Raw genomic sequence first — 24,895 nt, 5'->3', positions numbered from 1 at the left:
TCCTTATTATAGAGTATCTTTGTGAAGCAGTTCAAAGACCCTGTCTATAAGCCCTGCAGCTACGAAAATAAATTGTCTAAGAAAAAAAAGAACCAGTTTAATCGATGAAGATTAAATACCCCAAATTAACTAATAATACCCCAATTAAGAAAAGAACTCGTGTCGCCTTGCGAAATAGCTTCGCGATGCAACATTCATTTCCCCTATTAAAACAAAAAAAAGGGCAAAAGTCAAGTAAATTTTGCCTATTTTAACACAAAAGGGCCTATGTCCGGTAAAAGCAAAAGCCAGAAAATCAGAATGCGGAAATCGCAGAAAAAATTTTCAGGAATTTCCCAAAAACAGTTGACATCTACTACAAATGTAGTAGAATACCACTATATTTGTAGAAAGGAAACGGCTATGAAACTTACAGATACGGAATGGCAGATAATGAATTGTCTGTGGGAAAGGTATCCCGCGACTGCGCGGGGGATCGCAGAGAGACTGCCTAAGGAAATTAACTGGGCATATACCACGATAAAAACGCTTCTGACCAGACTGGCGGAAAAAGGCGCAGTCAAAGAAAGCAAAAAAGGAAATACAAGTCTTTACGAACCAATCGTCAGCAGACAAACCGCAAGGCGCAGTGCACTGGCATCTCTCGCTAATCAGGCCTTTGACGGGGCGTTCGGGCCGCTGATGCATTTTCTGGTGGAAGAGAAAAAAATATCGGCAAATGAGAGAAAAGAAATTGTAAAAATGCTGGAAAAAGGTTTGGCCACAGAGAAAGAAAATACTAATTTAAGCCACAGAGAGCACAGAGGACACAGAGAAAAGTAAAGGAGATAAAAATGACAGCGATATTAAATCAATTAGCGGAAAGATGGTTCGACTGGGAAGTGTCGATGCTCTGGCAGGTCGGCCTGCTGATTATCATCATAGCGGGGATTGACCTTTTGATAAAAAAATGGACGTGGCCGCAGGTGCGATACGCGCTTTGGCTTTTGATTCTCGTAAAACTTGTTTTACCGCCATCGCTTACTTCGCCGACAAGCTTCACGGCGGAAATTCCATTTATGGTTAAACAAACGGCGATAAAAATAAATCAACCACAAATATCACCACAGACTACCCAAGCCCTAGAACCCGCTGTTGAAATGATGAAAACAAAAACGGAAGAACCCCTGGCACAGGTCCGGGGGCTAAACAGATCGGAATTGCCACAAAGGGTTGATATGCAGGCGTCATTGTCGTGGAAGGTTTATATTATGTTCGTGTGGACGGGGGGTATGGCGATTCTGGCGGGGTGGCTGGTTATAAGATTAGGTAATCTGAGGCGGGAGCATTTAAAAAACAAGCAGCAATCGAATCTGCCGGAAAGACTGGAAGGATTATTGGAATCGACGGCTAAAAAACTGAGGCTGAGAAAAGTTCCGCAGGTGATTTTGACAAATAAGGTTTGCTGTCCGGCGGTGTTCGGCGTTTTCAGGCCGGTGCTGCTTATGCCGGCAGGCAAACTTCAAAATATGACGGTACAGGATGCCGAGCATATCTTTCTGCATGAACTTGCGCATATAAAACGCGGTGATTTATTCGTTCACGCAGTTTATATGATTCTGCAAATCGTGTACTGGTTCAATCCGCTGATTTGGCTGGCGAGAAAACCGATGCAAAACCTGAGAGAACTTTGCTGCGATGCGACTGTCGCTAAATTATTAAAAGAAAAAACAGCCGGTTATCGACAGACACTGCTTGAGACGGCCAGACAATTGTTAGCAGAGCCGGTTGACCCGGGTTTAGGATTATTAGGCCTGTTTGAAAATTCGAGCTGGCTGGTGGACAGGCTGAAATGGCTGGAGAAAAAAAGCTGGAGGTATCGGCCTTTGCGAATCGCGACGATTTTTATTTTGATATGTGTGATGTCGGCGTGTGTGCTGCCGATGGCGAAATTTAAGGCAGTTCCGGATTTTATAATCAAAGGGACAGTAACGGATGCGAAGACGGGAAAGCCGATAGCAGGGGCGATAGTCGGGGATGTCGTAACTTACGCCTACGGCAAGTATAACACTACTACCGACGCGAACGGTAATTACAGTTATAAAACGTATTACGAGGAACATATTCTGAAATGCAGGGCGGCGGGGTATAAAGATAAGACTGATATTCTGCTTGTAAAACTTTTAGGCGAGAAGGAAAAAGAAAAGGTTGTAAATTTTGAATTAAAGGCCACAGAGAAAAATATTTTAGCCACAGAGGACACAGAGCTCACCCATTCGACAGGCTCAGGGCAGGCAGAGAATATAAGAAATATTAAACAGAATGATTTTTCAATAAAACTTTCCAACGGCACAAAAGTCGAGCTTATCGGTATTTGTGAGCATCCGAGCAAAGGCAAACAATGGTGGCGGCCGGATGCGGCTTTGTTGGAAGAATCTCATTATGATGATGACTTTGGAAAAGCGTTTCCGAGAAGTGGCGAAAAAGGTTATAAATTTGCTGTAAAATTTAGTGGCTTGGCAGGAAAGAAAGTTGACGCCAGGATTATTCCCACCAATTTCAAGACTATAAATGGTGGGACTTTGTTAAGTATTAGTGAAAAGGATGGCAAAGAAAATATTAAATATATTGATGGTTCACCCAATGAAAAAGTCGTCTGGCTTGGTGCTGCTTTTGATGAACAGATAAAGCAATGTGATCTTAGAGTTGGTGTTTGCTGGGGGCAATGGCAAAATGATTATGCATACGAAAAGGATCGATCTGATGATGCAGTTGAATGGATAGACTTTAAAAATGTTTCACTAAAGCCGGGAGTTAAGACGGATGTGCAGATTGAAAGAGTTGATAAAGAGGGCATAAGAGCACAAGAGCATAAGACCGTAGACGGAACAGTTGAAAAAGAAAAATTGCAAAGTAATCAAAACGACTTGTCAATATTTGAATCATATTTTCCTGAAGATGTGGAAGCCGGTAAGAAATTAGATGAATGGTGGGAAAATAAAGGCACAATAAATCTGGATGATGATTCATTTTTTGAGCTTTTTCGTAAAGGATTAAGAAAATGCACAATCAAATATAAAGACAATTTTCCTATGCAATATATCGGCGTGAAATATATTTGGAACAGAGAACCTGACGATCAAAGAGCGATCGATTTAGTTTATTATGCAAGCTTTAGTCCAGAGTACAAATATTATGCGGTTTATAGCGGGCTGTCTGTTGCTAATCCTAAATCTGAAAAAGTTCTCAAACGTCTCGTTGACATTGCTTTGGAATACCATCAACTTGGGCGGATTATCTGGGGGGTAAAGCAATCGAAACAAGGGAATGAATTCATAGCTTTTCTTGAGCCTTATTTACGCAGTTCCGATCCTGTAAAACGAGAGCATGCAGATATAGTTGTTAAAGCTTTTAAAGGTGAAATTGACTGGGACAGGTGGGAAAGAGAGTGGAATCAAAAACAACAAACTGAAAAGACAATTCGTGAATTCGGTAATAATTTGCCGGAAATTAAAAAAACATTTTTAACAGGTACAAGCGAGGAGAGACGCAAAGCCTGCAAATTTGTAAACCGAAATGGAATAACATTGTTTCATGACAGTAGTTTTATGGCTGCTTTAGGTGAATGCGCTAAAGATAATGATGCAGACATTCGAGCAGAAACCGCTCGTATTCTTGGCAGTAATTTTGTTTGGGGACAAAATGTTCAGCCGGCAGAAGCAATTGAAATATTACTACAATTATCAAAAGACCAAAGCCAAAATGTTCGATACCAGGCGGTTTATTTTGGGCTTTCGGTTATTACCAACAAGGATGAGCAAGTTATCAAACAGCTTGTAGAAATGGCTTTAAACGAAAGTAATTCGAATGATTTTGTAAGTAGAATTAGATGGGGACTTACTTTTGGTGCAGATAAAGAAATTATAAAAAAACATCTAATGCCCTATTTTGATATTAAAAGCGATAAGCATGATTTAGCCAAACAGCTCTATAAAGAAATATTCAAGGAAGAACCTTCAGATGAAAAAGAAAAGCTGCAAAATCTGGTTGAAGACTTTTTTAAGCATAATTACAGGGATATTACCCAAAGAAAAACTATCGAATGGGGCGAGCCGATAATTGACGCTAACGGCAACCAATCAATACGTTATAAATATCAGGCGACTATCTGGGATAAAGACAAAATAATTACGAACCAGCTTTTTGTTTTTGATAAAGATGAAAAGCTGATTTCATTCGGTAAAATAGAGGCGGATGTACGGTTATATTCAATCGACTTTGAAATAACAAAACAGTCATTTTTAGAAGGCGATTCAATCGAAATTACTGAAGTTCTCGGCAGCACAGATAAAATTGAAACCGGTCAAACTTATACGGTAAAAGGAAAATATGATTTGTCTTCCGCCGATGAGGCGATGCTCCATATTTACGCTACTAACGGCGAAATTGACAGCCAGCAAGGCCCTGTAATAAAACGCGGCAGCGGCGATTTTACCAGAACCTTTACTTATCAGAAAGAAGGCTGGCTTCATTTGAGCTTTTATCCGGCCAACGGCGGTAGCGGCTTTGGCGGTATATATTTTGCTCAAAAAGGTTCTGCGGAAAAAGTGCCGGATATTTCAACTATTACATCAAATGTCTCGAAATCAGTCAGTAGTGGAAGTAAAGACTTAGATGTTTATATTGAAGAATTCAGTATCCAGCCTTATCCGGCAGGGGGATTATATACGGTAACGGCGAAAATCGGAAATCACGGAACTGCGACCGCCCCTGCATTCAGAATGAATTTTTACAAGGGAGACCCGAAAGAAAATCAGAATCTTTTCGGCAAGCCGCAAACCGGCAGCCACGGCGCAGGGCCAATCAAGCCGGGCGAGTTTTGGAATGAGCAAAGTTCACCTTTTGCGATTGAAGGAGGCATAAATCAATTTACCGTTGTTCTTGATACGGACAGCAGTATTGCTGAAGCTAATGAACTTAACAATTCGGCAGCAATAAAGGTTTTATTTGAAAACGGGGAAATTATAAAAAACCCCCGGTGAAACCGGGGGCTAAATATTATTTAAAACCCCGCCAAAATGTTGGCGGGGCTAACCGATTTTTATCCTTTTTGGATGTATTTTTTGATGTTGCGGAAGGCTTGCCGCATACGGTTTTCATTTTCGACAAGAGCTATTCGCATATACCCTTCGCCATTTTCGCCAAAGGCTCTGCCGGGCGAAACGACGACGTTTGCGTTTTCAATCAAATCCATCGCGAAATCAATAGTGCCTTTGCCTTTTAACTGGTCATCTGGAACTCTTGCCCAGACGAACATCGAGGCGCGAGGTTTTTCGACCTGCCAGCCGACTTTCGCAAGGCAGTCGCAGACGACATCCCTGCGGAACTGATATTTTTTGTTCTGCTCAACTGTATCGTTTTCGCATTGCCTCATCGCGATAATACTTGCAATCTGAATGGCCTGGAAAATGCCGTAATCATAATAACCCTTAATAGTCGCAAGGGCTTCAATCATCTGCTTGTTTCCGGTTGCGAAGCCTATTCGCCAGCCGGCCATATTGTAGGCCTTGCTCAAAGTGGAAAATTCTACACCTACGTCCTTTGCGCCTTTTGCAGAAAGGAAACTCGGAGCCTTGTAGCCGTCAAAGCAGGTATCGCCATAGGCGAAGTCGTGAATGACAGCGATATTGAGTCTTTTTGCGATATCGACAACAGTTTCAAAATAACTTATGTCATCAACAGTCATTGCCGTTGGATTATGCGGAAAGTTCAAAATCATCATCTTCGGACGTGGATAAAGTTTTTCGCAGGTTTCCTGAATATTTTTCAGCGAATCCTGTGTATTGCCGAGCGGTACAGTAACGACGTTTGCGCCGGCAAGAGCAACGGCGTAAATATGGATTGGAAACGCCGGGTCAGCGACGAGAGCCGTATCTCCGGGACCGAGCATCGCAAGACACAAATGACTAAAACCTTCCTTTGAGCCGATACAGGCGAGGACTTCGGTATTTGGGTCGAGTTCGACGTTATACTGTTTGGCATATTTAATAGCGACTTCTCTTCTGAGATTAAAGATGCCTCTGCTGGAGCTGTACCGCTGATTGCGGGGGTCGCGGGCGGCTTCGCAAAGCTTGTCAACGATTACCTGCGGAGTGGGGTCGGAGGGATTTCCCATACCGAGGTCGATAATGTCGATTTGCTGCTGTCTTTTGGCGAGCTTAAGAGCGTTAAGTCTTCCAAAAAGATAAGGCGGCAGTCTTTTAATACGTTCAGCCGGTTCTATTTTAAATTCTGTCATTTTTTATATCCTTAAATAGCCACTAAGGCACAAAGACACTAAGATAATTTAGAATTAAAAATTTAAAATGCAATTTTTTTTTGGCGGCTTTTATGTTTTCATTGAATCCAGCTCGATAAAGGCTATCGGCAGAAAGATGAAAATCGGCAGCCAGGCCCACAATTCGGGCATAACCCTGCCGGCTATAGTTATTTCCGAGGCGAAGATTTTGCTTACGAAAGTCAGGATATAGCAGGTGCCCGTCAGGGCGAAACTTATAAAGACAGCAGATTTGAGACTTTTCGGGTCTCTGCAGACAAGTACTGGCAGAGAAATCATAAGCATAATGAGATTTATTATGGGGTCTGTTAAACGGAAGTTTTTCTGCGCGTAGAGTCTTGCGAGGTCTTTGGGACTCTGCCTGGCGAGTTTTATAAGGTCGTAAGAACTGAGCAGGTCCATGTGCGCTGATTTTCGCCTTACGGGGATATCTTTCGGGGTGAGGTCGCTTGGACAGGTTTTTATCGTTTGGTAGGATTTGTCGGCAAGCTTCTGCGATACAGCCAGAAACACGCCGTTATCCAGAATCCATGAATTTTTATTATCGTCGTAACGAGCGGAATCGGCTTTGATTATGCCTGTAACATCCCAGAGTATGGAATTTCCCTTCCTGGTTCTTGTTATTATTGTCGGATTTATAATGATGCCGTCCTGTACCTTGAACTGTGGGGAGCAGAACAGGTTGCCGCTGCTGTCGCCGATGAACCACATATCATAAGAAAGAGTCGCGTCAAGAGCGTCGTGCGAGCGGACAAGTTTGTCGGCCATCGGCGGTATAAGAAGTTCCTCGTCGATTACGTGCAGGCCGGCGAAGGCAAGAGATAAAACCAGAATAGGTGTTATCATCCGCTTGAGACTTACGCCGGAAGCCATTATGGCCACCAGCTCGTTGTTTTTTGTCATTTTTCCAAGCGAGAACACTGCCGCGACGACAGTAATCATTCCGGCAAAGTCACGAAAGTACAGAAAACTGTATCTGCCGTAATATGACGTGATATTTGTCAGCACCTGAACGGATGTAAGCTGCGCATTTTCCGTAAATTCGTCGACATTGACGAACAGGTCTATCATTATGCGCAGCCCCATCAGCACAAGGAAAGCAATCAGATAACCTGTGAGAAAGTTTTTCATTACATATTTATCAAGGGTCTTCATATTTTAATTTTTTAATAATTTCCTGTAAAACACAACGGCGAAGATAGACAGAATCAGCAGTCCTGTCCACATAAACGAGACGCCGAAATCGGCGCCTGCCGAAGAATTTTGATTTGTCGTTATGTTTTTTCCGGCCATAATAAAGACAAGCAGCGCGGCGGCGGGGATAGAACTGATTCCGAAAGCAGTCAGGAGATGCCCGCCTTTGAATATAATTCCAAGCTCAGTGCCGATAAGTATCAATGTTATGCAGCCTATGCCAAAGACGAGTCTCGAATGAATTTCGGCCTTGATTTCGAAAAGCGTTACACGGATTTTACGTTTCATTTCTTTGATAAGCTCTTCAAGCCTCGACGATGGGGCGGTAATATAACTGTGGGCCTGGGCAGTGGTAATAACGTCTTCTCCGAGTTTTGAAGCAATGGAATCCGGCAGGGCAAGTTCCTTTGCCGAGTAGCGGGGCTTTATAAATTCCACGCCGCGGTCGAGCCAGATTGCATTTGGAAGTGTAAGTACGATTTTCGTACTGGGCCTGGTTTGGGTTTCGGCGGAGAGCTGAAGGGTGAGTTTTTCGCCGCGATAGCTCCTTGTAAGCTCACCACTGCTTTTGTCGTATTCAAACAGTACGATTTTCCCGGTAAGCTCTATGTTGTCCTGTTCGCTATTAAGCAGGCATTTTTCGCCGGTAAACCGAATCAGGGCATTGTCGTTATGCAACTGGTAAAAGTTATCGGTTTTGGCGTTAAGAGCGTTTTTTATTTCCTTATACAGCATTTCGGTAGTCAGCCGTTCGTACGCGTTCCAAGCGCAGACAGCTATCGGATAGTAAGTCATAGGTGAAAGCTTGATGGCGTTCATCTGCTCTATTTTCCGGAATTTTACGTCGTCGCCCATAAGCGCCTGGAAGTCGCCGAGCACAGAAATCGCCTTGACGAATATTCCACCCTGCTCGTCAAACTGAAAAGCGTTTTTGGCGTAAACCTTTACCTCATTGGTTTTGGCGGTATTGTCAAAATTTACCGTCGCGGATTCAGCGGTGATAAGTTTTTTTTCTTTGTCTTTGCTGGTGTCAATAATTACCACGCCCAACAGGCCGGAGTTTTTGATGTCGACGGCGTCGGCGTAGATTCTGAATTGACTGCCGGGCAGAGAATAGTAACCCTGCCGCTGGATATTTCGAAATAATATCTGCTTGGCATCGGCTTTCATGGCCGCTTCGGCTCGCTGGACATAAGCGGGCACGACGTGAAAACTTAACAGTAAGTTGGCTATGGAAATTATAATCGCCAGTACAAGAGCGGGATAAAAAAGCATCGAAGGACTTATTCCGCTTGCCTTGCAGGCGTCGAACTCGTTGTCGGCGGCAATTCTTCCGTACACAAGGGAAGTTGCGAAAAGGGCGGCAACGGGCAGGACAAATGTCATCGTTATCGGGAGAAAATAACATAGCAGGTCGAATACCTGGCGAGGACCAACGCCATATTCCTGAACGGGCCGCAAAAGACTGCCCAGACTCATGATAACGCCAAGGGCCATCGCCGAAAGGGCAAAGACCTTGAACAATTCCCTAAAAATGTATCTGTGAAGAATAAAAACCATAATATTTGCAATATTTTCGTTAAATTACGAGTTTTTGCAACAAAAATAGTCCAGCCCCTTCTTTTTGTTAAATTAATTGACCTTAAGGCGTTTGAGACGTAAACTTTACCCTCTTATGACGGCAAAAATGATTATAAACGCGGACGACTTCGGACTTTGCGAAGGCGTTAATAAAGCCATCGCCGAGGCACACTGCGGCGGAGTGCTTACCAGCGCTACAATTATGGCCAATATGCCCGGGTCGGATGAGGCGGTAGCAATGGCTAAAAAGATGCCGAGTCTCGGAGTAGGGGTGCATTTGAATGTCCTCGAAGGCAAGCCCGTTTCCACAGACTCGAAAGTAGATGTTCTGCTTGGGGAAGACGGCAAATTTAAATATTCGCCATCGAAGCTCGCAATTAAAACGTTTATTAGCGAAAAAATCCGCAAGGCTGTCGAAATTGAACTTACGGCACAGGTTGAATCGGTCATAAAAAGAGGCGTAAAGCCAACTCATCTGGATTCGCATAAACACTTTCACTGCTTTGGGCCAATATATAAGATAGTATGCTCCCTGGCGGAGAATTTTAAGATAGGCGCTATTCGGTGGCCGTGGGAGCCGGAGACAGTCTGCTGCGGTAATTGGCCGCAGGTCGGTATGAAAGATAAAATTCGCGCTTTTATGGTAAGGCAAATGGCGGTAAACTGTCAGAAGATAGACAGCCGTTTTATAAAGAATGATATTTTCTTCGGTCTGGCCCATACGGGCAGAATCGACAAAGAGTTCTGGGCCGAAATCGGCAAGACGCAATTCGGCGGAACAGCTGAAGTTATGACGCATCCGGGTTATCCGGAAGGTCTTGTGAATACTCGTCTTGTCGAACAGCGTCAGGTCGAACTTAAATGGCTCTGCGAATCGGCGACGAAACAGATTCTATCCGAAGCAGGAATTGAACTTGTGCATTATGGTAAAATTTAGCCACTAAGGCACTAAGACACTAAGAAAAAAATATAAATAAAAAATTAGTGCCTTTGGGCCATGGCGGATATGTAAAGGGAATAGAAATGGCTGAGAGTGTGAAATATTCGATAGTAGTTCCTTTGTATAACGAACAGTCCGTAGTGCAGGAACTTTACGAACGGCTTACAAAGGTGATGAAACAAACGGGCGGAAGTTACGAGCTTGTGCTTGTCGACGACGGCAGCAGCGATACGACGATGGAAAAGCTGAAGAGCATCGCCGAAAAGGACGAGCATGTAGTAGCGGTAGAATTGCGGAGAAATTTCGGGCAGACGCCCGCTTTGGCGGCAGGGTTCGACCATACCTGCGGCGAAGTGATAATAAGTATGGACGGCGACCTGCAGCATCTGCCGGAAGAGATACCGAATTTCCTGGTGAAGATAGAGCAAGGCTACGACGTCGTAAGCGGCTGGCGGGAAAAACGGGTCGATAATCTTATTATGCGAAAAATTCCGAGCAGGGCCGCCAACTGGATGGCCTCAAAGGTCAGCGGCGTGGATATTCACGATTTCGGCACAACCTTCAAGGCTTACCGGCGGCAGATAATCGACGACCTGAGACTCTACGGCGAGATGCACCGATTTATTCCTGCCCTTGTTTCCTCCAGCGGTGCAAGGATTATTGAAATTCCGATTAAGAACATTGAAAGACCGGCAGGCAAGAGCAATTACGGCATATCACGAACGTTCAGAGTGGCGTTCGATTTGATTACCCTTCGTTTTCTTCTGGGTTATATCACCCGGCCGCTGCATTTCTTCGGCAAGGCCGCGTTTTACTGTCTCGTGATTTCCGGTCTTATTTTGGCTTATGTGCTTTTTGACAAGCTTTATTTTAATGTGCCGATACTCGATGCTCACGGACCGTTAGCCGCGGCAGGGATAGTTCTTTTACTTATGGGTTTGATTTTTATTTCAACCGGCCTCCTGGGCGAACTGATAAGCAGGGTGTATTTCGAAGCGACCGACCGAAAAATCTACGCGGTCAGAAATGTTTATAGAAAGTAAGGCAGATAAAAAATGGCGAAAAAGAAAAATCCTGTTATTGGATGGTTATGGATAGCGGCAATAGTCCTTTTGGCGGTAGTGCTTGTAAAACATTTTTATATAAAGAATTTTCAGGTGATAAAGCCGGGAGTTCTTTATACGAGCGGCCAGCCGCGGGGTATGGATTATACACGTCTTTTATATAAGTATCACATTGCCGCATTCGTAAATGTACGCAAGACGGACGAACATCGTGAACAGAACTGGCACAATGAAGAAGTGGCCTGGATGAAAAGCCACGGCGTAACATATATAGAGCTTCCGATAGATAAAGACGTTGCGGATGACGGTATTCCCGATTTGGAAACATCTGGCAAATTTCTGGAGATAATGGACGAAAGAGCCAATATTCCCGTACTTTTGCACGACAATACCGGCAAGAAAAGAGTTTCGTATCTTGCGGCGGTATGGATGCTGAAGTCGGGCGGTTTTAATCTCGACAAGACTGTGGAAAAAATCAAACAGTTAAAAGGACAGCCGCTTAACGAGCAGGAGATGGAATTTCTGCGTTCTCTTGTGCCTTAATCACATCAGGCCCGGTAGAGTTATGAAGAAGCGCTCCCCCGATATCGTTTGAGCCGGAACGCTCTGCAACGGGTCTGTAAAAGACAGTATTAAATCTGCCGTCCTTAACTAATTCCTCATAGCTTTTGCCTGTGGCTATAATCCACTGGCCCTGCAGGTACCTGTTATAAAGTTCATCGAAATCGGCAATTTCAGGAATAGTTCTGCCTGCGTAATGAATCGTACGAGCGGAGGCACTGCGGTAGGCGATGAGTTTTTCATCGGAGGGGACGGTTCTGCCGATTTCGAGAGAGAAAATTCTCGATGGATTATTGTAGTCCAGCGGAAGCAGGAAATAAATGAAAACCGTCATTACTATTGCGCCGTAGCCGGCAAAAAGCAATGCGGTCGCCGCGATTTTATGCTTTTGCAAGAACAGGACAACTACAAGCCCAAGCATAATGGAAATCATCATCGCAATATGAATCGAAGGCCAAATGAATGCCTTTTCTTTTGTAAGCGCCCAGTATAGAAGTCCGATTACGCCCGCGGCGATGACGATTATATGACCGATGAAAAGCGATTTAACCTGCTTAAGCTTAAATGCTGTCTGTTCGAATATCATATCGTACAGGCAAATCGCGGCTAAAATACTGAAAGCCGGCATAGCAGGGAGAATATAGTGCTGACGTTTGCCGCCCGAAATGCTCATTACCACAATCTGTACGACAAACCAAAGCCATAAATACCACATGAGAGGCCTTTTTTTCTCCCAGACGGAATAAAAAGGCGCCGCAACTATATAAGGCACGAAAGCGGAAAACGGGGCGGTAAATAAAAATACGACCTGCAGATAGTACCAGAATGGTTTGCGGCCCGCGGCGTAATCGCCCAGAAAGCGGTCGATAAATTCTCTTTTCCAGAAAGACAGGCTGCCGGTAGTTCTTTCAAAGGCGATTATGGGCCAGGGAAGAACGATGAGCAGGAATAAAATCGTACCAATTATCGGCAGAGTGAATTTTAATTTGCCCCACTGCCGAAATACGGCGAAGTAAAAGAAAATCGGCGGTACGACAAGAGCCAGCGGGGCAGGACCTTTTGCGAGCATCGCAAGGGAGAAACTGAGCCAGAATACGAGCATATATGAAACCTGGCGGCGGCGAGACTGTGTTTTCATCGCGGAGTAAAAACTTAACATTGAAATCATAATTAGTGCGCAAAGCGTCATTTCAGGCCGGCCGTTATGCGAATACCTGATAAAGCCCAGCGTCGATATCCATAGGGCAGTCGATAATATCGCGATTGGAAAGGCCAGCCATTGCGAAGTGAAATACAAAATGGCCGCGGCGGATAGAATCGCAAATACGGCACTTGGCAGGCGGGCGGAGAACTCATTTACGCTGCCGGTTATTTTCGCGACAGAGGCGACAAGCCAGTAGTTAAGCGGGGTCTTTTGGAGACGGATTTCATCGTTGAATGTCGGGACAATCCAGTTGTTATTTGCGAGCATTTCCCTTGCTGTTACCGATACGAGACATTCGTGGTTGTCCAGCGGGCCGCCAGAAAGGGCCCAAAAGGACATAACAGATGCAAATGCCATAACAGCGATTGTCAGCAGAAGCTTATTATTTTGTTCAGTCATATTATTTTCCAAAATCTCTTTTAGCGGTTAAACAGGCGGCAAATACGATTGCGGCTGTTTCAATTCTTAATATTGTATCCGTAAGTTTGACGGCTTGCGCATTAATTTCCTTAAGCATATTTTCTTCAGCGTCGGTCAGGCCGCCTTCAGGCCCGATGAAGGCAAAACAATCATTTGAGCCAAAATCAAAATTTATAATTGATTCGGCGCCTTCTGTTAAAGAACCAAAGACAATTTTAGCGTTGGGATATTCAGTTTTTAACTTTTTAATTATTTCCTTAAAATCCATCGGCTCGTCGATTACGGGCAGAAATAATCTCTGGCACTGTTTTGTCGATTCGGCAGCGATTGTTTCGAGCCGTTTATGCTGCAGTGCCTGCTTTACGGTTCTTTCGAAAATAACCGGCACGATTCTGTCAACGCCTAATTCCGTGCATTTGGCGACAAGCAGCTCGAAACGCTCTCCTTTGGCGATGCTTGAGGCTATTATGATTCTATTTCGCTGAGGTTTTGAGTAGTTTTTGACATCTTTAACGGTCAGTACGGCGTGATTTTTTTCGATTTTTTTAATAACCGCCTGAGCGAGTGCGCCTTTGCCGTCGAAAAGCTCGACAGAATCGCCGTTTTTCAGGCGAAGAACCTTCGTAAGATGTCTGAACTGCGTATCAGCGAGGACCGCATCAGTATTTTGATTTATCGTATCACAAAGAAATCTTAAAGTTCTCATAGTCGGATGTGGCGAAACCGTTATTGAGGCGTTTGGCTGGAAATTTCGACGGTATTCTGCTTCGGTTCGGCGGCCGGTACAGCGCCATTGCGAAGATAATCGGCAATCATTTGATAATCTTTTGAGCCGTTACATTCAGGTTCATACTCAAAGATAGTTTTGCCGTAACTGGGAGCCTCTGCCAGCTTAATATTTCTTCGTACGAAAACAGGGATTATCCGTGCCTTGTTCCAGGGCAGGTCCGTCTCTCTTGCGCTGTCGAGAAATTTGTCGATATCATTTTTAATTTCTTCCGACAGGGACGTTCTGCTGTCGAACATACACAGGAGTATTCCGCTTACCCGCAACGAGGGATTTATCCGTCTGCTGACGAGAGTTACGGTTTGCAGGAGTTTACCCAGTCCCTGAAGCGCCAGGAAATGCGGCTGGAGAGGAATAATTACTTCTTCAGCGGCGGCAAGGGCGTTAAGCGTCAAAAGGCTTAGCGAAGGAGGGCAGTCAATAATCAGATAGTCGAAATTCTGCTTCGATTTGGAAACCGCTTCGCGAAAGATGATTTCCCTGCCGACGACGCTGACCAGCTCGCTTTCGGCTCCGACGAGGTGGATATTAGATCCGAGCAGAAACAGGTTAGGTCGGACTTTGATAAGAGCCTGGTCAAAATCAGCGGAACCGCTAAGAACCCTGTAAGTGCCGAGTTCGACGCTGTCAGGCTCGACGCCGAGGTGTATCGTAAGATGCGCCTGCGGGTCAAAGTCGGCAACAGCGACCTTTGCGCCGCTTTGGGCGAGAGCGGCAGCGATGTTGACAACAGAAGTTGTCTTGCCTACGCCGCCTTTCTGGTTGAGCATTACTATTTTTCGCATTTGTTTTCCGAATCCATCTTCAATTTTTTATAGATTGCGTCCATAACACCATTAACAAATGCCGGTGACGCTTCGGCGCTGAACTTTTTTGCAAGCTCTATCGCCTCGTTAATCACCACTTTGGCCGGTATATCCGGGCAGTATTTTAACTGATATGCCCCAAGCCGCAAAATACTTCTGTCGACCTGATTTAATCTCGATAGCTCCCACTTGACGGCGGCGACGGAAATAAGACTATCGCATTCAGTTATGGATTTCCATACGCCTTTCGCCCATTTCTCAGCCAGTTCCCGTGTCGCGGGGTCATCGGTATTTTCGGCAAAGAAACGGCCGAGCATATTCAGCACCGCATCGCCCTGAACGTCCAATTGGCAGATAGCCTGCATTGCAAGCTCTCTTGCCCTGGTTCTTCTATCGGTTGTAGGCATAAGTATTCTTATTTCTGTTTATATTTGACAGAGCACGTTTACCATTTCCATCGCGCTGACAGCGGCAGTTGCGCCGGCGTTGCCGGCCTTGGTGCCGGCCCGTTCTATCGCCTGCTCTATTGTGTCACAGGTCAGGACACCGAAAATAGTCGGTATCCCGGTGTCGTAGTTAATCTGACTGACGCCGCGGCTTACCTGCTGGCCGACATATTCGTAGTGATTCGTCTGGCCTCGGATAATTGCGCCGATGCAAATAACGGCATCGAATTTTCCGCCGGCAGCGAGCTTCTTGGCAGCTGGTGTGATTTCTATAGAGCCGGGAACCCAGACAACTGTAATCTGCTCGTCTTCAGCGCCGTGCCTCTGCAGGGCATCGATGGCGCCCGCGAGAAGTTTGGAAGTGATAAACTCGTTGAAGCGGCTTACAACTATCGCGAATTTCGCCTTTTCGGCAGTAAGTTTTCCCTGTATCTGTTTTATCATAATCGATTACTCCTTATTGTAATTCCGCCATCGGCGGATAAACCTGAAAATTCCACAAGCATTATAAGACCAAAAACAAGTATTTTCCAGAAAAAGGCAGCGGCCAATGACGCAGGCAGATAAGCATAGATTGAGATTTTTCCGCTAACCTGCCATATTTTAAAGACTTAGGGGGTTAATTTCCACATAAATTACCTGTTTTTTGTAAATTTTCGAAAGAGGCATTTTTCGGACTAAGCAGACCGGTTATTTGTGCCGATTTGAATTGCGGATAACTATAGATTTATAGGGAGATTATATGAATTCTGACAGCGGGTTTGAACAGTTCGACCAGTTCAACTCATGGGACCAGGCTGAGCAAAAGGCCATAAAGGCCTATGAGCTTTACGAAGAAGGCCGAATGAACGAGGCCCTTTCGGCGATGAACGAGGCAATCGATATCAACCCGGCCAATGACAGATGGCATTTCAATAAGGCTCTTACGCTCGATGCGATGGAGAGGTTTGACTACGCGATAGAAGAATACAAGTTGGCGTTAAATATGAATCCTGATGATATTGAAACGCTGAACTGTCTTGCGATCGATTATACCCGCACAGGTCAGTACGATTTGGCGCTGAATCTATTTGAACAGATTGAAAAAATCGACCCCGATTTCGAACCGGGCTACTGCAACAGGATAATCACTTATACCGAGATGAGCAATTACGAGATGGCCGAGCATATGTTTTACCTTGCTCAACAGATAAACGACGCCTGTCCGCTTTGTTTTTATAATATAGGCAATTCATTTTTCATTCAGGGCAATTTTAAAAAGGCCGTGTGGTGCTGGGAAAAGACCGCTTCTCTCGAGCCGAACCATCCGCAAATTAATTATCACATTGCGCAGGGGTACTGGAATCTCGGCGATAAGGATATGGCGTGGCAGCATTTTATCGCGGAACTCAGGAAAAATCCCGGCGACAAAGAGGTTATATTTGATTTCGGTTTGTTTCTTCTTCACTGCGGCGATATTGTTTCTGCCGCTGAGAAGTTCCGCAGGATACTGGAAGTAGAGCCGGAATCGGCGCAGGCATTATTTTATCTCGGCGAGATAGAGCTGAATGCCGGCAGAATAAAAGAAGCGGCGAAACTATATCTTCAGGCAATAAGGATTGACAGAAATACGGCCGGTCCGAGATTTCGGCTTGCGCAGCTTGCACTTGCGCAGTCGGAGAGGGATGAGGCGTTTTCACTGCTTGCCGCCGAGCTTGAGCTTGATATCAGCCAGCCGGAGATTCTCGATGCGATAGGCGTAATTATGATGGAACTGGGTCAGACCGACTATGCGACTCATTGTTTTCTAAGAGTTTCAGAACTTGAACCGACAAACGCGTTAAATTATCTCCATCTGGCCAAATCGCTCACTATGCGCGGCGAACAGGATGACGCCATACAATTCCTCGATTATGTACTTGAACTGGCTCCATCGAATTGGGAGCTTGTCAAAGGCGTATTGCTGGTTTATCTCGATATGGGAAAACCGGAAAAAGTTTTCGATGTACTGGCGGCATTAGATACAGGAGCCAATGCCATTTCAGGGCTGACGATTATTAAAGCTGCCGCGCATTTGAAAATATGGCTGCGAAGAATCAAAGAGAGTGTGCGTTTCCTTCCGGGGTTTTTTAGAAAATGAAAAAGGTTGCTTTGTGGATGACAAAAAGTTTTGTCTTTAAAGCAACCTTTTAATTACCTATAGTTATGTTAACGCTTTTAAAAAAAGCTGTCAATAATTAATTATTTTTTCTTTTCAGATTTTTCATTCACATTTTCTGCATTATCTTTTTCGCTTAAGATGCCCATCTTTTTGTATCTCTGTTTGGCTTTTTCCTTCAGGCTTTGTATCAGGTCTTCAACGGCTTTGTTTTTGGCCTGACCTTCGAGCTTTGCCTTTATCCGATCCTTAACCTTGTCAAATTCCATTATACGCGATGCTCTTTTCCCTTCGTGCCTGGCGATTTCATATTTTCCATTTTTGCCTTTTACCGGCCCTACGATATCTCCTTCGGAAGCTTTAAGCAGTGCGTCGAGCAATTCCTGTCCAAAGTGGGTTTGAATGTTCAGTTCGGTAGATTTAGTAAGTCGGCCGCCTTTTTTAGCGTCTCCGGCGACAGATAATGACTTTGCGAGTTCGTTGATTTCTTCGCCGCTGTTTATTCTTTTAAGCGCCTCCTGAGCCTGTTCGAGAGTTTCAACTGTTATATGTGAGAAACTCAAATAGTTTGGCTCCCTGAAACCGGGGTCTGTTTCCTTGTTATCTTCGTAATATTTTTTTACCTGTTCATCGCTGATTTTTACCGTACTTCTGCTTTTTTCAATCAGTTCGCCGGCAATTACTTTTTTATAGCTGATATCGGCAAGAAATTTGGCTTTGGGGTCTTTATCGATACCTCTTTTTACGGCTTCTTCGTAAAGAAGCTGGGTATTAAGCCAGAAATCGGCAACATTTTCCAGTGTAGCGTAATCAAAATCAGGCGTGAAAAACTTTGCCTTGCCGATAGTCAGTTCATTGCCGTCGAGAACCATAACCACATAATTCGGGTCCTGCGGCACAGCGATTCCCTGCGGCTGCTGAGGCTGCGATGGAACAACCGGCTCCTGAGAGCGGGCGGTTTCAACGGTGAATAATATGGCGGCGAGTACAAGTAAAAATAATACAGTTCTACTCATGGTTTCTTTTCCTTTAAAAGCAAAAACCTTTCATCTGGACTATTCGATACTTTAAGGTTATTATTTAAATATAAGACAAGCAAATAGTCAACGTTGTTTTTACGGATTTTTGCGAACCGACCAGTATGAAAAAAATACATCCCAATAGAAATTTTGTTGAAGAATACAGAAAAAAGGAGGGAAGGTATTCAAAACACGGCTTTTTCAGAAGGCTCAGACAGGTCCGCACGTGGTCGCCCCTGATACATCTGCTTCTGAAAGCAACCGGTCTTGGGCAGCGGGGCCTTGTTAACGCAAAAGCCCTTGCTATGACCAATGAAGTTATTGAATTGCAGAATCTGCCGAAGGGGTTAGATAATTGCCGTATCCTGCTGATATCCGATGTACATATCGAATGTTTTGACGGACTTGTCGATAAGATAATCGATTATATAAAAGATATCGAATGCGATTATTGCATTCTCGGCGGAGATTACAGTCTTTATGAGAGATACGACATCGAGAAGACAAAAACAGAGATGAAAAGAATTATCAGTAATATCAAAACAGACAAAATATTCGGCGTCCTCGGCAATCATGACCACTATGAAATGGCTCAATTTCTCCAAAGTCTCGGTGTTTGTGTGCTTTTGAACGAGAATACCGTTCTCGATCGCGGCGGAGATAAAATTTACCTTGCAGGCGTAGATGATTGTTATGTCTTCGACGCGGCCGATATGCAGCAGGCTTCGGCGGGCATACCTGCCGAACAATTTAAAATTATGCTGTCGCACAGCCCGCAGCTCTACAAGCAGGCCCAGAGACTGGGTTACAATCTCTATATCAGCGGCCATACTCACGGCGGTCAGGTGTGTTTGCCGGGAGGGAAAGCCCTGATAAAAGGCGCAAAAGTGCCCCAGAGCCTTGCAAAAGGCCGATGGCAGTATAAAAATATGACGGGATTTACCTCCGCCGGCGTAGGGACGTCCGGCAGGGTTATGGTACGGTTTTTTTGCAGGCCGGAGGTGAATTTATTGACCCTTAAATGTATGGATTCAGACCGGCAATAATCCTTAAAAGAAGGTTTTCAGACTTCGATAAGCCTGTTATAATAGACGGCTGAAAAATATGGAGGCAAAATTTGGTAGATATGATTCTTCTCGAAACACATGGTCTGGTAAAGAAGTATTCCGGCAGAACCGTTGTCAACCAGGTATCCATTACCGTTGAGCAGCGAAGTATCGTCGGCCTGCTCGGCAGAAATGGAGCCGGAAAGACAACCTCGTTCCGAATGGTTATGGGTATGATTACGCCTGAAGGCGGAACGGTAGTTTTTGAAGGTTCGGATATTACCACTCTGCCGATGTATAAACGCGCCCGTATGGGCATGGGCTATCTTTCACAGGAGCCGAGCGTTTTTCAGCGGCTCAGTGTTCGCGATAATCTGCTGGCGATACTCGAAACGATGTCGCTGACAGCTATAGAGCGGAAGCGCAGAGCCGAGGAACTTATCCAGCGTTTCGCGCTTGAGGAAGTCGCCAACAGTCACGCAAGGCTTCTTTCCGGCGGCGAACGAAGAAAACTTGAGATTGCCAGAGCGATGATTACAAATCCGTCTTTGATTCTTCTCGATGAGCCATTCAGCGGCGTTGACCCGATAGCCGTCGAAGAATTGCAGGGTGAAATTCACAGGCTGGTCGCGTCGGGAGTAAGTATCCTTATAACAGACCATAATGTCGAACGGACACTTGAGGTTTCCGACAAGGCGTACATAATCGACCACGGCAGGGTTATTGCCGAGGGCAGTCCCGCGGAGATAGTCAAAAACGAACTTGTCCGCAAGAGCTATCTCGGTCATACGTTTAAAGGCGATGAATTTGACGATACGTCAGACAGGAGCGGCTGATGACGATTGATGACGTTAAGAAATGCTGCATTACCCGATGGCCGATGCCGGTGCTTTTGCGAAGGGCCGAGCCGATAGAGAAGATTGACGATGCTATCTGCGCCCTTGCGGAAAAAATGAAAGATATAATGGTTGAGCATAAAGGCGTCGGGCTTGCCGGGCCGCAGGCGGGAGTGGGATTGAGAATTTTTGTGGCTTCTCCGGACGGCACCAAAGAAAACGCGAAGGTTTATATAAACCCAATGCTTACGTCTTCCGGCAATCTTGTGGCAAATGAAGAAGGCTGTTTGTCTCTGCCGGGTGTCTGGGGCAGTATTAAGCGATATTCGAAATGTTCGATAAAAGCACAGGGACTTGACGGCAAAGAATTTACAGAAGAGTGCCAGGGTCATCTTGCGAGGATATTTCAGCACGAATGCGACCATCTCGATGGAACCCTTATAGCAGATAAGCTCTCTACGGTTGCGAAGATTGCTGCCCGCAGGAAGCTCAGACAACTTCGCAAAGATTACGAGCAGCAGAAAAAATGAAAATAGTTTATTGTGGTTGCGGTCAGTTTGGGGTTGATTCCTTAAATGCCTTAAAAGCATCGAATCATCAGCTTTTGCATATTATAACTCATCCGGATAAACAGGCCGGCAGGGGCAGAAAATTGCGGGCCAATGATGTCGCGCAGCGGGCACAGCAGAATAATATACCGTTTACCGCCATTGAGGATATAAACAGCGCCGAAGGCACAGGGCTTGTTAAAAAACTTGCTCCCGATTTGCTTGTTGTCATCGCATTCGGCCAGAAGATTTCACCTGACATTATAAATATTCCTCCCAAAGGCGCGATAAACGTTCACGGTTCATTGCTGCCCAAATTCCGCGGCGCCGCTCCAATTAACTGGGCGATTATCAACGGCGAAACAGAAACCGGCGTAACAATTATCACACTGGCCCAGAAGATGGACGCGGGCGAGATGCTGGCGCAGGCTAAAATGAAAATTGCAGATGATGACTCAGCCGACATTGTTCATGACGCCCTCGCGAAAGTTGCGGCGCCTCTGCTGATTGAAACAATCGATAAAATCCAGGCCGGTACCGCTGTTTATGCCAAACAGGATAATTCACTGGCGACGTCGGCCCCGAAACTGAAAAAAAGCGATGGCAGAATTGACTTTACATTATCGGCCAGGCAGATACATAATAAGGTAAGAGGGCTTTGTCCCTGGCCGGGGGCTGCGGCGTGTTTTGTTTCCGCTCAAAACGGCAAAAAGTGCCCGGCGGCGATATCAAAAACAATAGTTACGGATGAACATGCAAAACACGACCGGGCGGGGCTGGTTGACGCAGAATTTAATATTGCCTGCGGAACGGGCAGTATAAAGATATTGGAAATTAAACCGCATGGCGGGAAAATAATGGATTTTAAGTCGTTTTTAAACGGCAGGGGAAGCGGGGCAGGTGATTTTTTTGTGCCCCTTGAGGAAAACGGGTAATGAAAGCTCCTCAATTTAGTCCGCGGCGAACTGCGTGGGAAGTTTTAAATAATTTTAAGGTGTCAGAGTATAACTGTGCTGAGCTTGTCGAAAAGTTCGGCGATAAAACACAGAATCGCGCAGCTCTTGTTGATATCACATTCGGCGTAATAAGAAATTATGGGTTTATTAATAATCTCATCGCACAAAGTTCAGTTCAGCCCATAAAGAATATTCCGACAAAGATTCTTAATTGTTTGAGAATTGCTGTTTATGAGCTTGTTTTTACCAGTCAGGCTGATTATGCCATTGTCAACGAAGCAGTTGACCTGGCGAAGAAAATCAGCTCGAAAAAAGCAGCGGGCTTTATAAATGCGGTACTGCGAAAAGTTTGCGCTTCAATAAAAAACAAATCAGCGGATTTAGGCAAGGCTGATTCACGAAAAACTCTGCCGTTAAGTCCGACCATCGGCTGTGAATTTAATATCGATATCCTGCCGGACGTAAATAAGAAAAAAGCCGAATATCTGAGCAGTGCGTTTTCACTGCCTTTATGGCTCGTCGAGCAGTGGCTCGGCCAGTTCGATTTCGAGCAGACAAAAAATATTTGTTTCGCGTCAAATCGCAGACCTTCAGTTTATGCAAGACCCAACAGACTTAAATTAACCGCAATAGAACTTTTTGAAATCCTGATAAGCCAGGGGGTAGATTGTGATTTTGCTGAACAATATAAGATGGTCAGGATAAACAAGTCAGGCAATATTGCTGAACTTAAGGCCTTTAAAGAAGGTCTTTTTACAATACAGGATGCAACGTCATCTTCCATTGTTACTTTGTTAAATCCGCAGTCCGGCTGGAAGATATTGGATATTTGTGCCGCGCCCGGTACAAAGACGACTCAAATAGCGGAACTTACTTGTGACAAAGGTGTTATAGTTGCAACAGATAAAGATAATTCAAGATTGACCAGGATTGGCGAAAATATTCAAAGGCTCGGGGTAACATCCGTAAAAGTATTAGGTTACGATGATTTTCTTAAAGAAGCCTGCCAGCCTGCTTCGGCGGACGCGGTATTGCTCGATGTTCCATGCTCGAATACAGGCGTATTGGCGAAAAGACCTGAAGTACGGCTTCGGTTAAATGAAAAACGAATTGAAGAACTTGCAAAAACCCAGGTTGAGCTGCTTGAGTTTGCTTCTTCGATTGTAACAGAGGGTGGTAAAATCTGTTACAGCACCTGCAGCATATTAAATCAGGAAAATATCGATGTTGTGAATAATTTTATCAGACAAAAACCTGAATTTTCGCTCGAAAAAGAAAAAATATTCCTTCCCTCTGCCGGAACTTACGATTGCGACGGTGCTTATGCCGCGATTCTCCAAAAAAACTAAAATAAACATTTTTTAAATCAGCTAATAATTAAATTATCATCCACATTTTTTCCACAAAGCAGTTTAGGGCTGTGTAAAACCTGTTCAAAACAAAATTTTTTTTCTCACAACGTTTTGTGTTTAAGAATTATCTGTGCAGTGGAAAAGAATTTTGACAAAACTGCATTGATTTACTAAAGACAAAGACGTATATTCAGACAAGTATTTTATTTATAATATATAGTTTCATAACAGAAGTTTTATATGCAGACAATAATCAAGGATGAGATAACCGCAATCAACCAGCTTCTCGCTGAAAAAGTAGGTCAGCAGAAGTATCGTGTCTGGTTCAGGAATTCGACCAGATTTACGATAGCGGATGATTATTTAAAAATAGGCGTTCCAAATCCTTTTGTCGGGAGCTGGATAGAGAGCCATTTTTTATCCGATATAACGGCGGCTGTTGAAACAATTACCGGTTCCGTGAAAAAAATTACTTTTAATATTGAGCCCGAACTGTGCGGCAATCAGAGACGAACGCAGCTCGATTGTCAGGCAGAACTTGTTCAGAAGGCTCAGAATAAAACGACTCGAAGCAGAATAAGCGACCGGCAGATAACGGGACGTTCGCTGAAGATGACGCTCGAATCGTTTGTTGTAGGACCATCCAATCAATTGGCCTACAACGCAGCGGTAAGTTTAGTATCTGAAGAAGTAAGTCCGTTCAATCCGCTGTTTATTCATGGAGGATATGGCCTTGGTAAGACGCATCTGATGCAAGGGATTTGCAATATGATGAGCCGGACCCGGCCCACAGCCAATTGGCTATATGTGTCAGCGGAGGACTTTACCAATCAGTTTGTGCTGGCCTTGAAGACCAAGAAGCTGGATGCTTTCAGGAGGCGATACCGGCAAATGGATTTGTTGGCTATTGACGATATACACTTCCTGGCCAGCAAACCATCAACGCAGGAAGAATTCCTGCATACGTTTAATACGATAAATATGGCGGGCAAAAAAGTAGTGCTGGTCTCGGACGCCCATCCGAAAATGATAGGCCAGCTATGCGAAAGTCTGGTAAACAGATTCGTATCTGGAATGGTGGTAAAAGTAGAACCGCCGGACGTTAAGACACGCTGCAAAATTATCTGTCAAAAGGCAGCGGCAATGAATAAAGAGCTTCCGGATAAGGTTGTCAGCTATATCGCTGAGAATATCCGCTCGAATATAAGGGAACTGGAAGGAGCTATCTTAAAGCTTATCGCCTATTCATCGCTGTGCAATGAGAAGATTTCACCTGAAATGGCGAGGCAGGTTCTTGCCGAACATATTTCGAGAACAGACCCGATTGTTCATATTTCAGATATCGAAGCGGCAGTTACGACGTTCTTCGGCATCACGCCGGCCGACGTACATTCTTCCAAAAAAGACAGGACCGTAAGTCTTGCCCGGTCTTTTAGTATGTATCTGGCCAGAAAGTATACGGATATGTCGTTCCCGGAAATCGGCAGACTGATGGGCAATAAAAATCACGCTACGGTTATTCTTGCGTGCAGAAAAGTAGAGGAGATTCTCAAAAACAATTCTTCAGTCAACTGGCAAAGTCCCAACGGCAACAAGGTGGGAAAAGGGCAGGATATTCTCGCGAAACTGGAAGAAACAATCGCGTAAAATTTATTCGGAGAATAGTAAATTCAATGCGTGGA

21 protein-coding genes are annotated in these 24,895 nt (G+C 44.7%); 12 read left to right on the top strand and 9 right to left on the bottom strand.

Annotation, left to right across the window (positions count from 1 at the left end):
• Nucleotides 1–402: 402 nt before the first annotated feature.
• Entirely contained in the window at nt 403–822 is a 420-nt protein-coding gene (locus WC496_07720) for a BlaI/MecI/CopY family transcriptional regulator (protein MFA5292904.1), read from the top strand.
• A gap of 11 nt (nt 823–833) precedes the next feature.
• Nucleotides 834–5,021 carry a M56 family metallopeptidase gene (locus tag WC496_07715; protein MFA5292903.1) on the top strand — a complete coding sequence of 1,396 codons (4,188 nt, stop codon included), beginning with the start codon at nt 834–836 and terminating at the stop codon, nt 5,019–5,021.
• A gap of 59 nt (nt 5,022–5,080) precedes the next feature.
• Here the strand turns inward: WC496_07715 and WC496_07710 are convergent, their stop codons facing one another.
• From WC496_07710 to WC496_07700, 3 genes are all read right to left on the bottom strand, one after another.
• On the bottom strand, nt 5,081–6,277 hold the full coding sequence (locus tag WC496_07710) for an aminotransferase class I/II-fold pyridoxal phosphate-dependent enzyme (GenBank protein MFA5292902.1): 1,197 nt from the start codon (nt 6,275–6,277) through the stop codon (nt 5,081–5,083).
• A 90-nt stretch (nt 6,278–6,367) separates the two neighbouring features.
• Complete coding sequence (locus WC496_07705) at nt 6,368–7,471, bottom strand: LptF/LptG family permease (GenBank protein MFA5292901.1); 1,104 nt, start codon at nt 7,469–7,471, stop codon at nt 6,368–6,370.
• A gap of 3 nt (nt 7,472–7,474) precedes the next feature.
• Entirely contained in the window at nt 7,475–9,070 is a 1,596-nt protein-coding gene (locus tag WC496_07700; protein MFA5292900.1) for an LptF/LptG family permease, read from the bottom strand.
• Nucleotides 9,071–9,197: 127 nt separating this feature from the next.
• On the opposite strand from WC496_07700, the gene WC496_07695 reads away from it, so the two are divergent.
• From WC496_07695 to WC496_07685, 3 genes are all read left to right on the top strand, one after another.
• Nucleotides 9,198–10,028 (top strand): ChbG/HpnK family deacetylase, encoded by an 831-nt coding sequence (locus tag WC496_07695; protein ID MFA5292899.1) that lies wholly within the window; start codon nt 9,198–9,200, stop codon nt 10,026–10,028.
• An 86-nt stretch (nt 10,029–10,114) separates the two neighbouring features.
• Nucleotides 10,115–11,074: a glycosyltransferase family 2 protein gene (locus WC496_07690; protein ID MFA5292898.1), complete on the top strand. Its 960-nt coding sequence runs from the start codon at nt 10,115–10,117 to the stop codon at nt 11,072–11,074.
• Nucleotides 11,075–11,086: 12 nt separating this feature from the next.
• A complete protein-coding gene (locus tag WC496_07685; protein ID MFA5292897.1) occupies nt 11,087–11,638 on the top strand; it encodes a dual specificity protein phosphatase family protein in 552 nt (183 codons plus the stop codon).
• On the opposite strand, the gene WC496_07680 is transcribed toward WC496_07685, so the two are convergent.
• Genes WC496_07680 through ribE form a run of 5 tightly spaced genes read right to left on the bottom strand, consistent with a single transcriptional unit; the run spans nt 11,595 to nt 15,763 of the window.
• The gene (locus tag WC496_07680; protein ID MFA5292896.1) at nt 11,595–13,259 is read right to left on the bottom strand and encodes a glycosyltransferase family 39 protein; all 1,665 of its coding nucleotides are present in this window, start codon (nt 13,257–13,259) and stop codon (nt 11,595–11,597) included. The genes WC496_07685 and WC496_07680 overlap by 44 nt on opposite strands.
• 1 nt (nt 13,260) lies before the next feature.
• Nucleotides 13,261–13,986: an RsmE family RNA methyltransferase gene (locus WC496_07675; GenBank protein MFA5292895.1), complete on the bottom strand. Its 726-nt coding sequence runs from the start codon at nt 13,984–13,986 to the stop codon at nt 13,261–13,263.
• A gap of 20 nt (nt 13,987–14,006) precedes the next feature.
• Nucleotides 14,007–14,852 (bottom strand): AAA family ATPase, encoded by an 846-nt coding sequence (locus WC496_07670; GenBank protein MFA5292894.1) that lies wholly within the window; start codon nt 14,850–14,852, stop codon nt 14,007–14,009.
• On the bottom strand, nt 14,840–15,280 hold the full coding sequence (nusB, locus tag WC496_07665; protein MFA5292893.1) for a transcription antitermination factor NusB: 441 nt from the start codon (nt 15,278–15,280) through the stop codon (nt 14,840–14,842). The genes WC496_07670 and nusB overlap by 13 nt, the downstream gene beginning before the upstream one ends.
• An 18-nt stretch (nt 15,281–15,298) precedes the next feature.
• Nucleotides 15,299–15,763: a 6,7-dimethyl-8-ribityllumazine synthase gene (ribE, locus tag WC496_07660; protein ID MFA5292892.1), complete on the bottom strand. Its 465-nt coding sequence runs from the start codon at nt 15,761–15,763 to the stop codon at nt 15,299–15,301.
• 298 nt (nt 15,764–16,061) lie between these two features.
• Here ribE and WC496_07655 point away from each other — a divergent pair, with 298 nt between their 5' ends.
• Nucleotides 16,062–17,438 (top strand): tetratricopeptide repeat protein, encoded by a 1,377-nt coding sequence (locus WC496_07655; protein ID MFA5292891.1) that lies wholly within the window; start codon nt 16,062–16,064, stop codon nt 17,436–17,438.
• Between the two features lie 101 nt (nt 17,439–17,539).
• Here WC496_07655 and WC496_07650 read toward each other — a convergent pair whose 3' ends face one another.
• A complete protein-coding gene (locus tag WC496_07650) occupies nt 17,540–18,472 on the bottom strand; it encodes a peptidyl-prolyl cis-trans isomerase (GenBank protein MFA5292890.1) in 933 nt (310 codons plus the stop codon).
• Nucleotides 18,473–18,597: 125 nt separating this feature from the next.
• Here WC496_07650 and WC496_07645 point away from each other — a divergent pair, with 125 nt between their 5' ends.
• From WC496_07645 to dnaA, 6 genes are all read left to right on the top strand, one after another.
• Nucleotides 18,598–19,521, top strand: a complete 924-nt coding sequence (locus WC496_07645; GenBank protein MFA5292889.1) for a metallophosphoesterase — start codon at nt 18,598–18,600, stop codon at nt 19,519–19,521.
• An 80-nt stretch (nt 19,522–19,601) separates the two neighbouring features.
• Nucleotides 19,602–20,357: an LPS export ABC transporter ATP-binding protein gene (lptB, locus tag WC496_07640; protein ID MFA5292888.1), complete on the top strand. Its 756-nt coding sequence runs from the start codon at nt 19,602–19,604 to the stop codon at nt 20,355–20,357.
• Nucleotides 20,357–20,887, top strand: a complete 531-nt coding sequence (gene def, locus WC496_07635) for a peptide deformylase (protein ID MFA5292887.1) — start codon at nt 20,357–20,359, stop codon at nt 20,885–20,887. The genes lptB and def overlap by 1 nt, the downstream gene beginning before the upstream one ends.
• Nucleotides 20,884–21,840 carry a methionyl-tRNA formyltransferase gene (gene fmt, locus WC496_07630; GenBank protein ID MFA5292886.1) on the top strand — a complete coding sequence of 319 codons (957 nt, stop codon included), beginning with the start codon at nt 20,884–20,886 and terminating at the stop codon, nt 21,838–21,840. Before def ends, fmt begins: the two co-directional genes overlap by 4 nt.
• Nucleotides 21,840–23,210 (top strand): transcription antitermination factor NusB, encoded by a 1,371-nt coding sequence (locus WC496_07625; protein MFA5292885.1) that lies wholly within the window; start codon nt 21,840–21,842, stop codon nt 23,208–23,210. Before fmt ends, WC496_07625 begins: the two co-directional genes overlap by 1 nt.
• A 243-nt stretch (nt 23,211–23,453) precedes the next feature.
• Nucleotides 23,454–24,860: a chromosomal replication initiator protein DnaA gene (dnaA, locus tag WC496_07620; protein ID MFA5292884.1), complete on the top strand. Its 1,407-nt coding sequence runs from the start codon at nt 23,454–23,456 to the stop codon at nt 24,858–24,860.
• Nucleotides 24,861–24,895 lie beyond the last annotated feature (35 nt).

Source organism: Phycisphaerae bacterium, from assembly GCA_041652575.1.
In the GTDB taxonomy this organism is placed as follows: domain Bacteria; phylum Planctomycetota; class Phycisphaerae; order Sedimentisphaerales; family UBA12454; genus UBA12454.
This window is presented reverse-complemented; position numbering and strand designations above follow the sequence as displayed.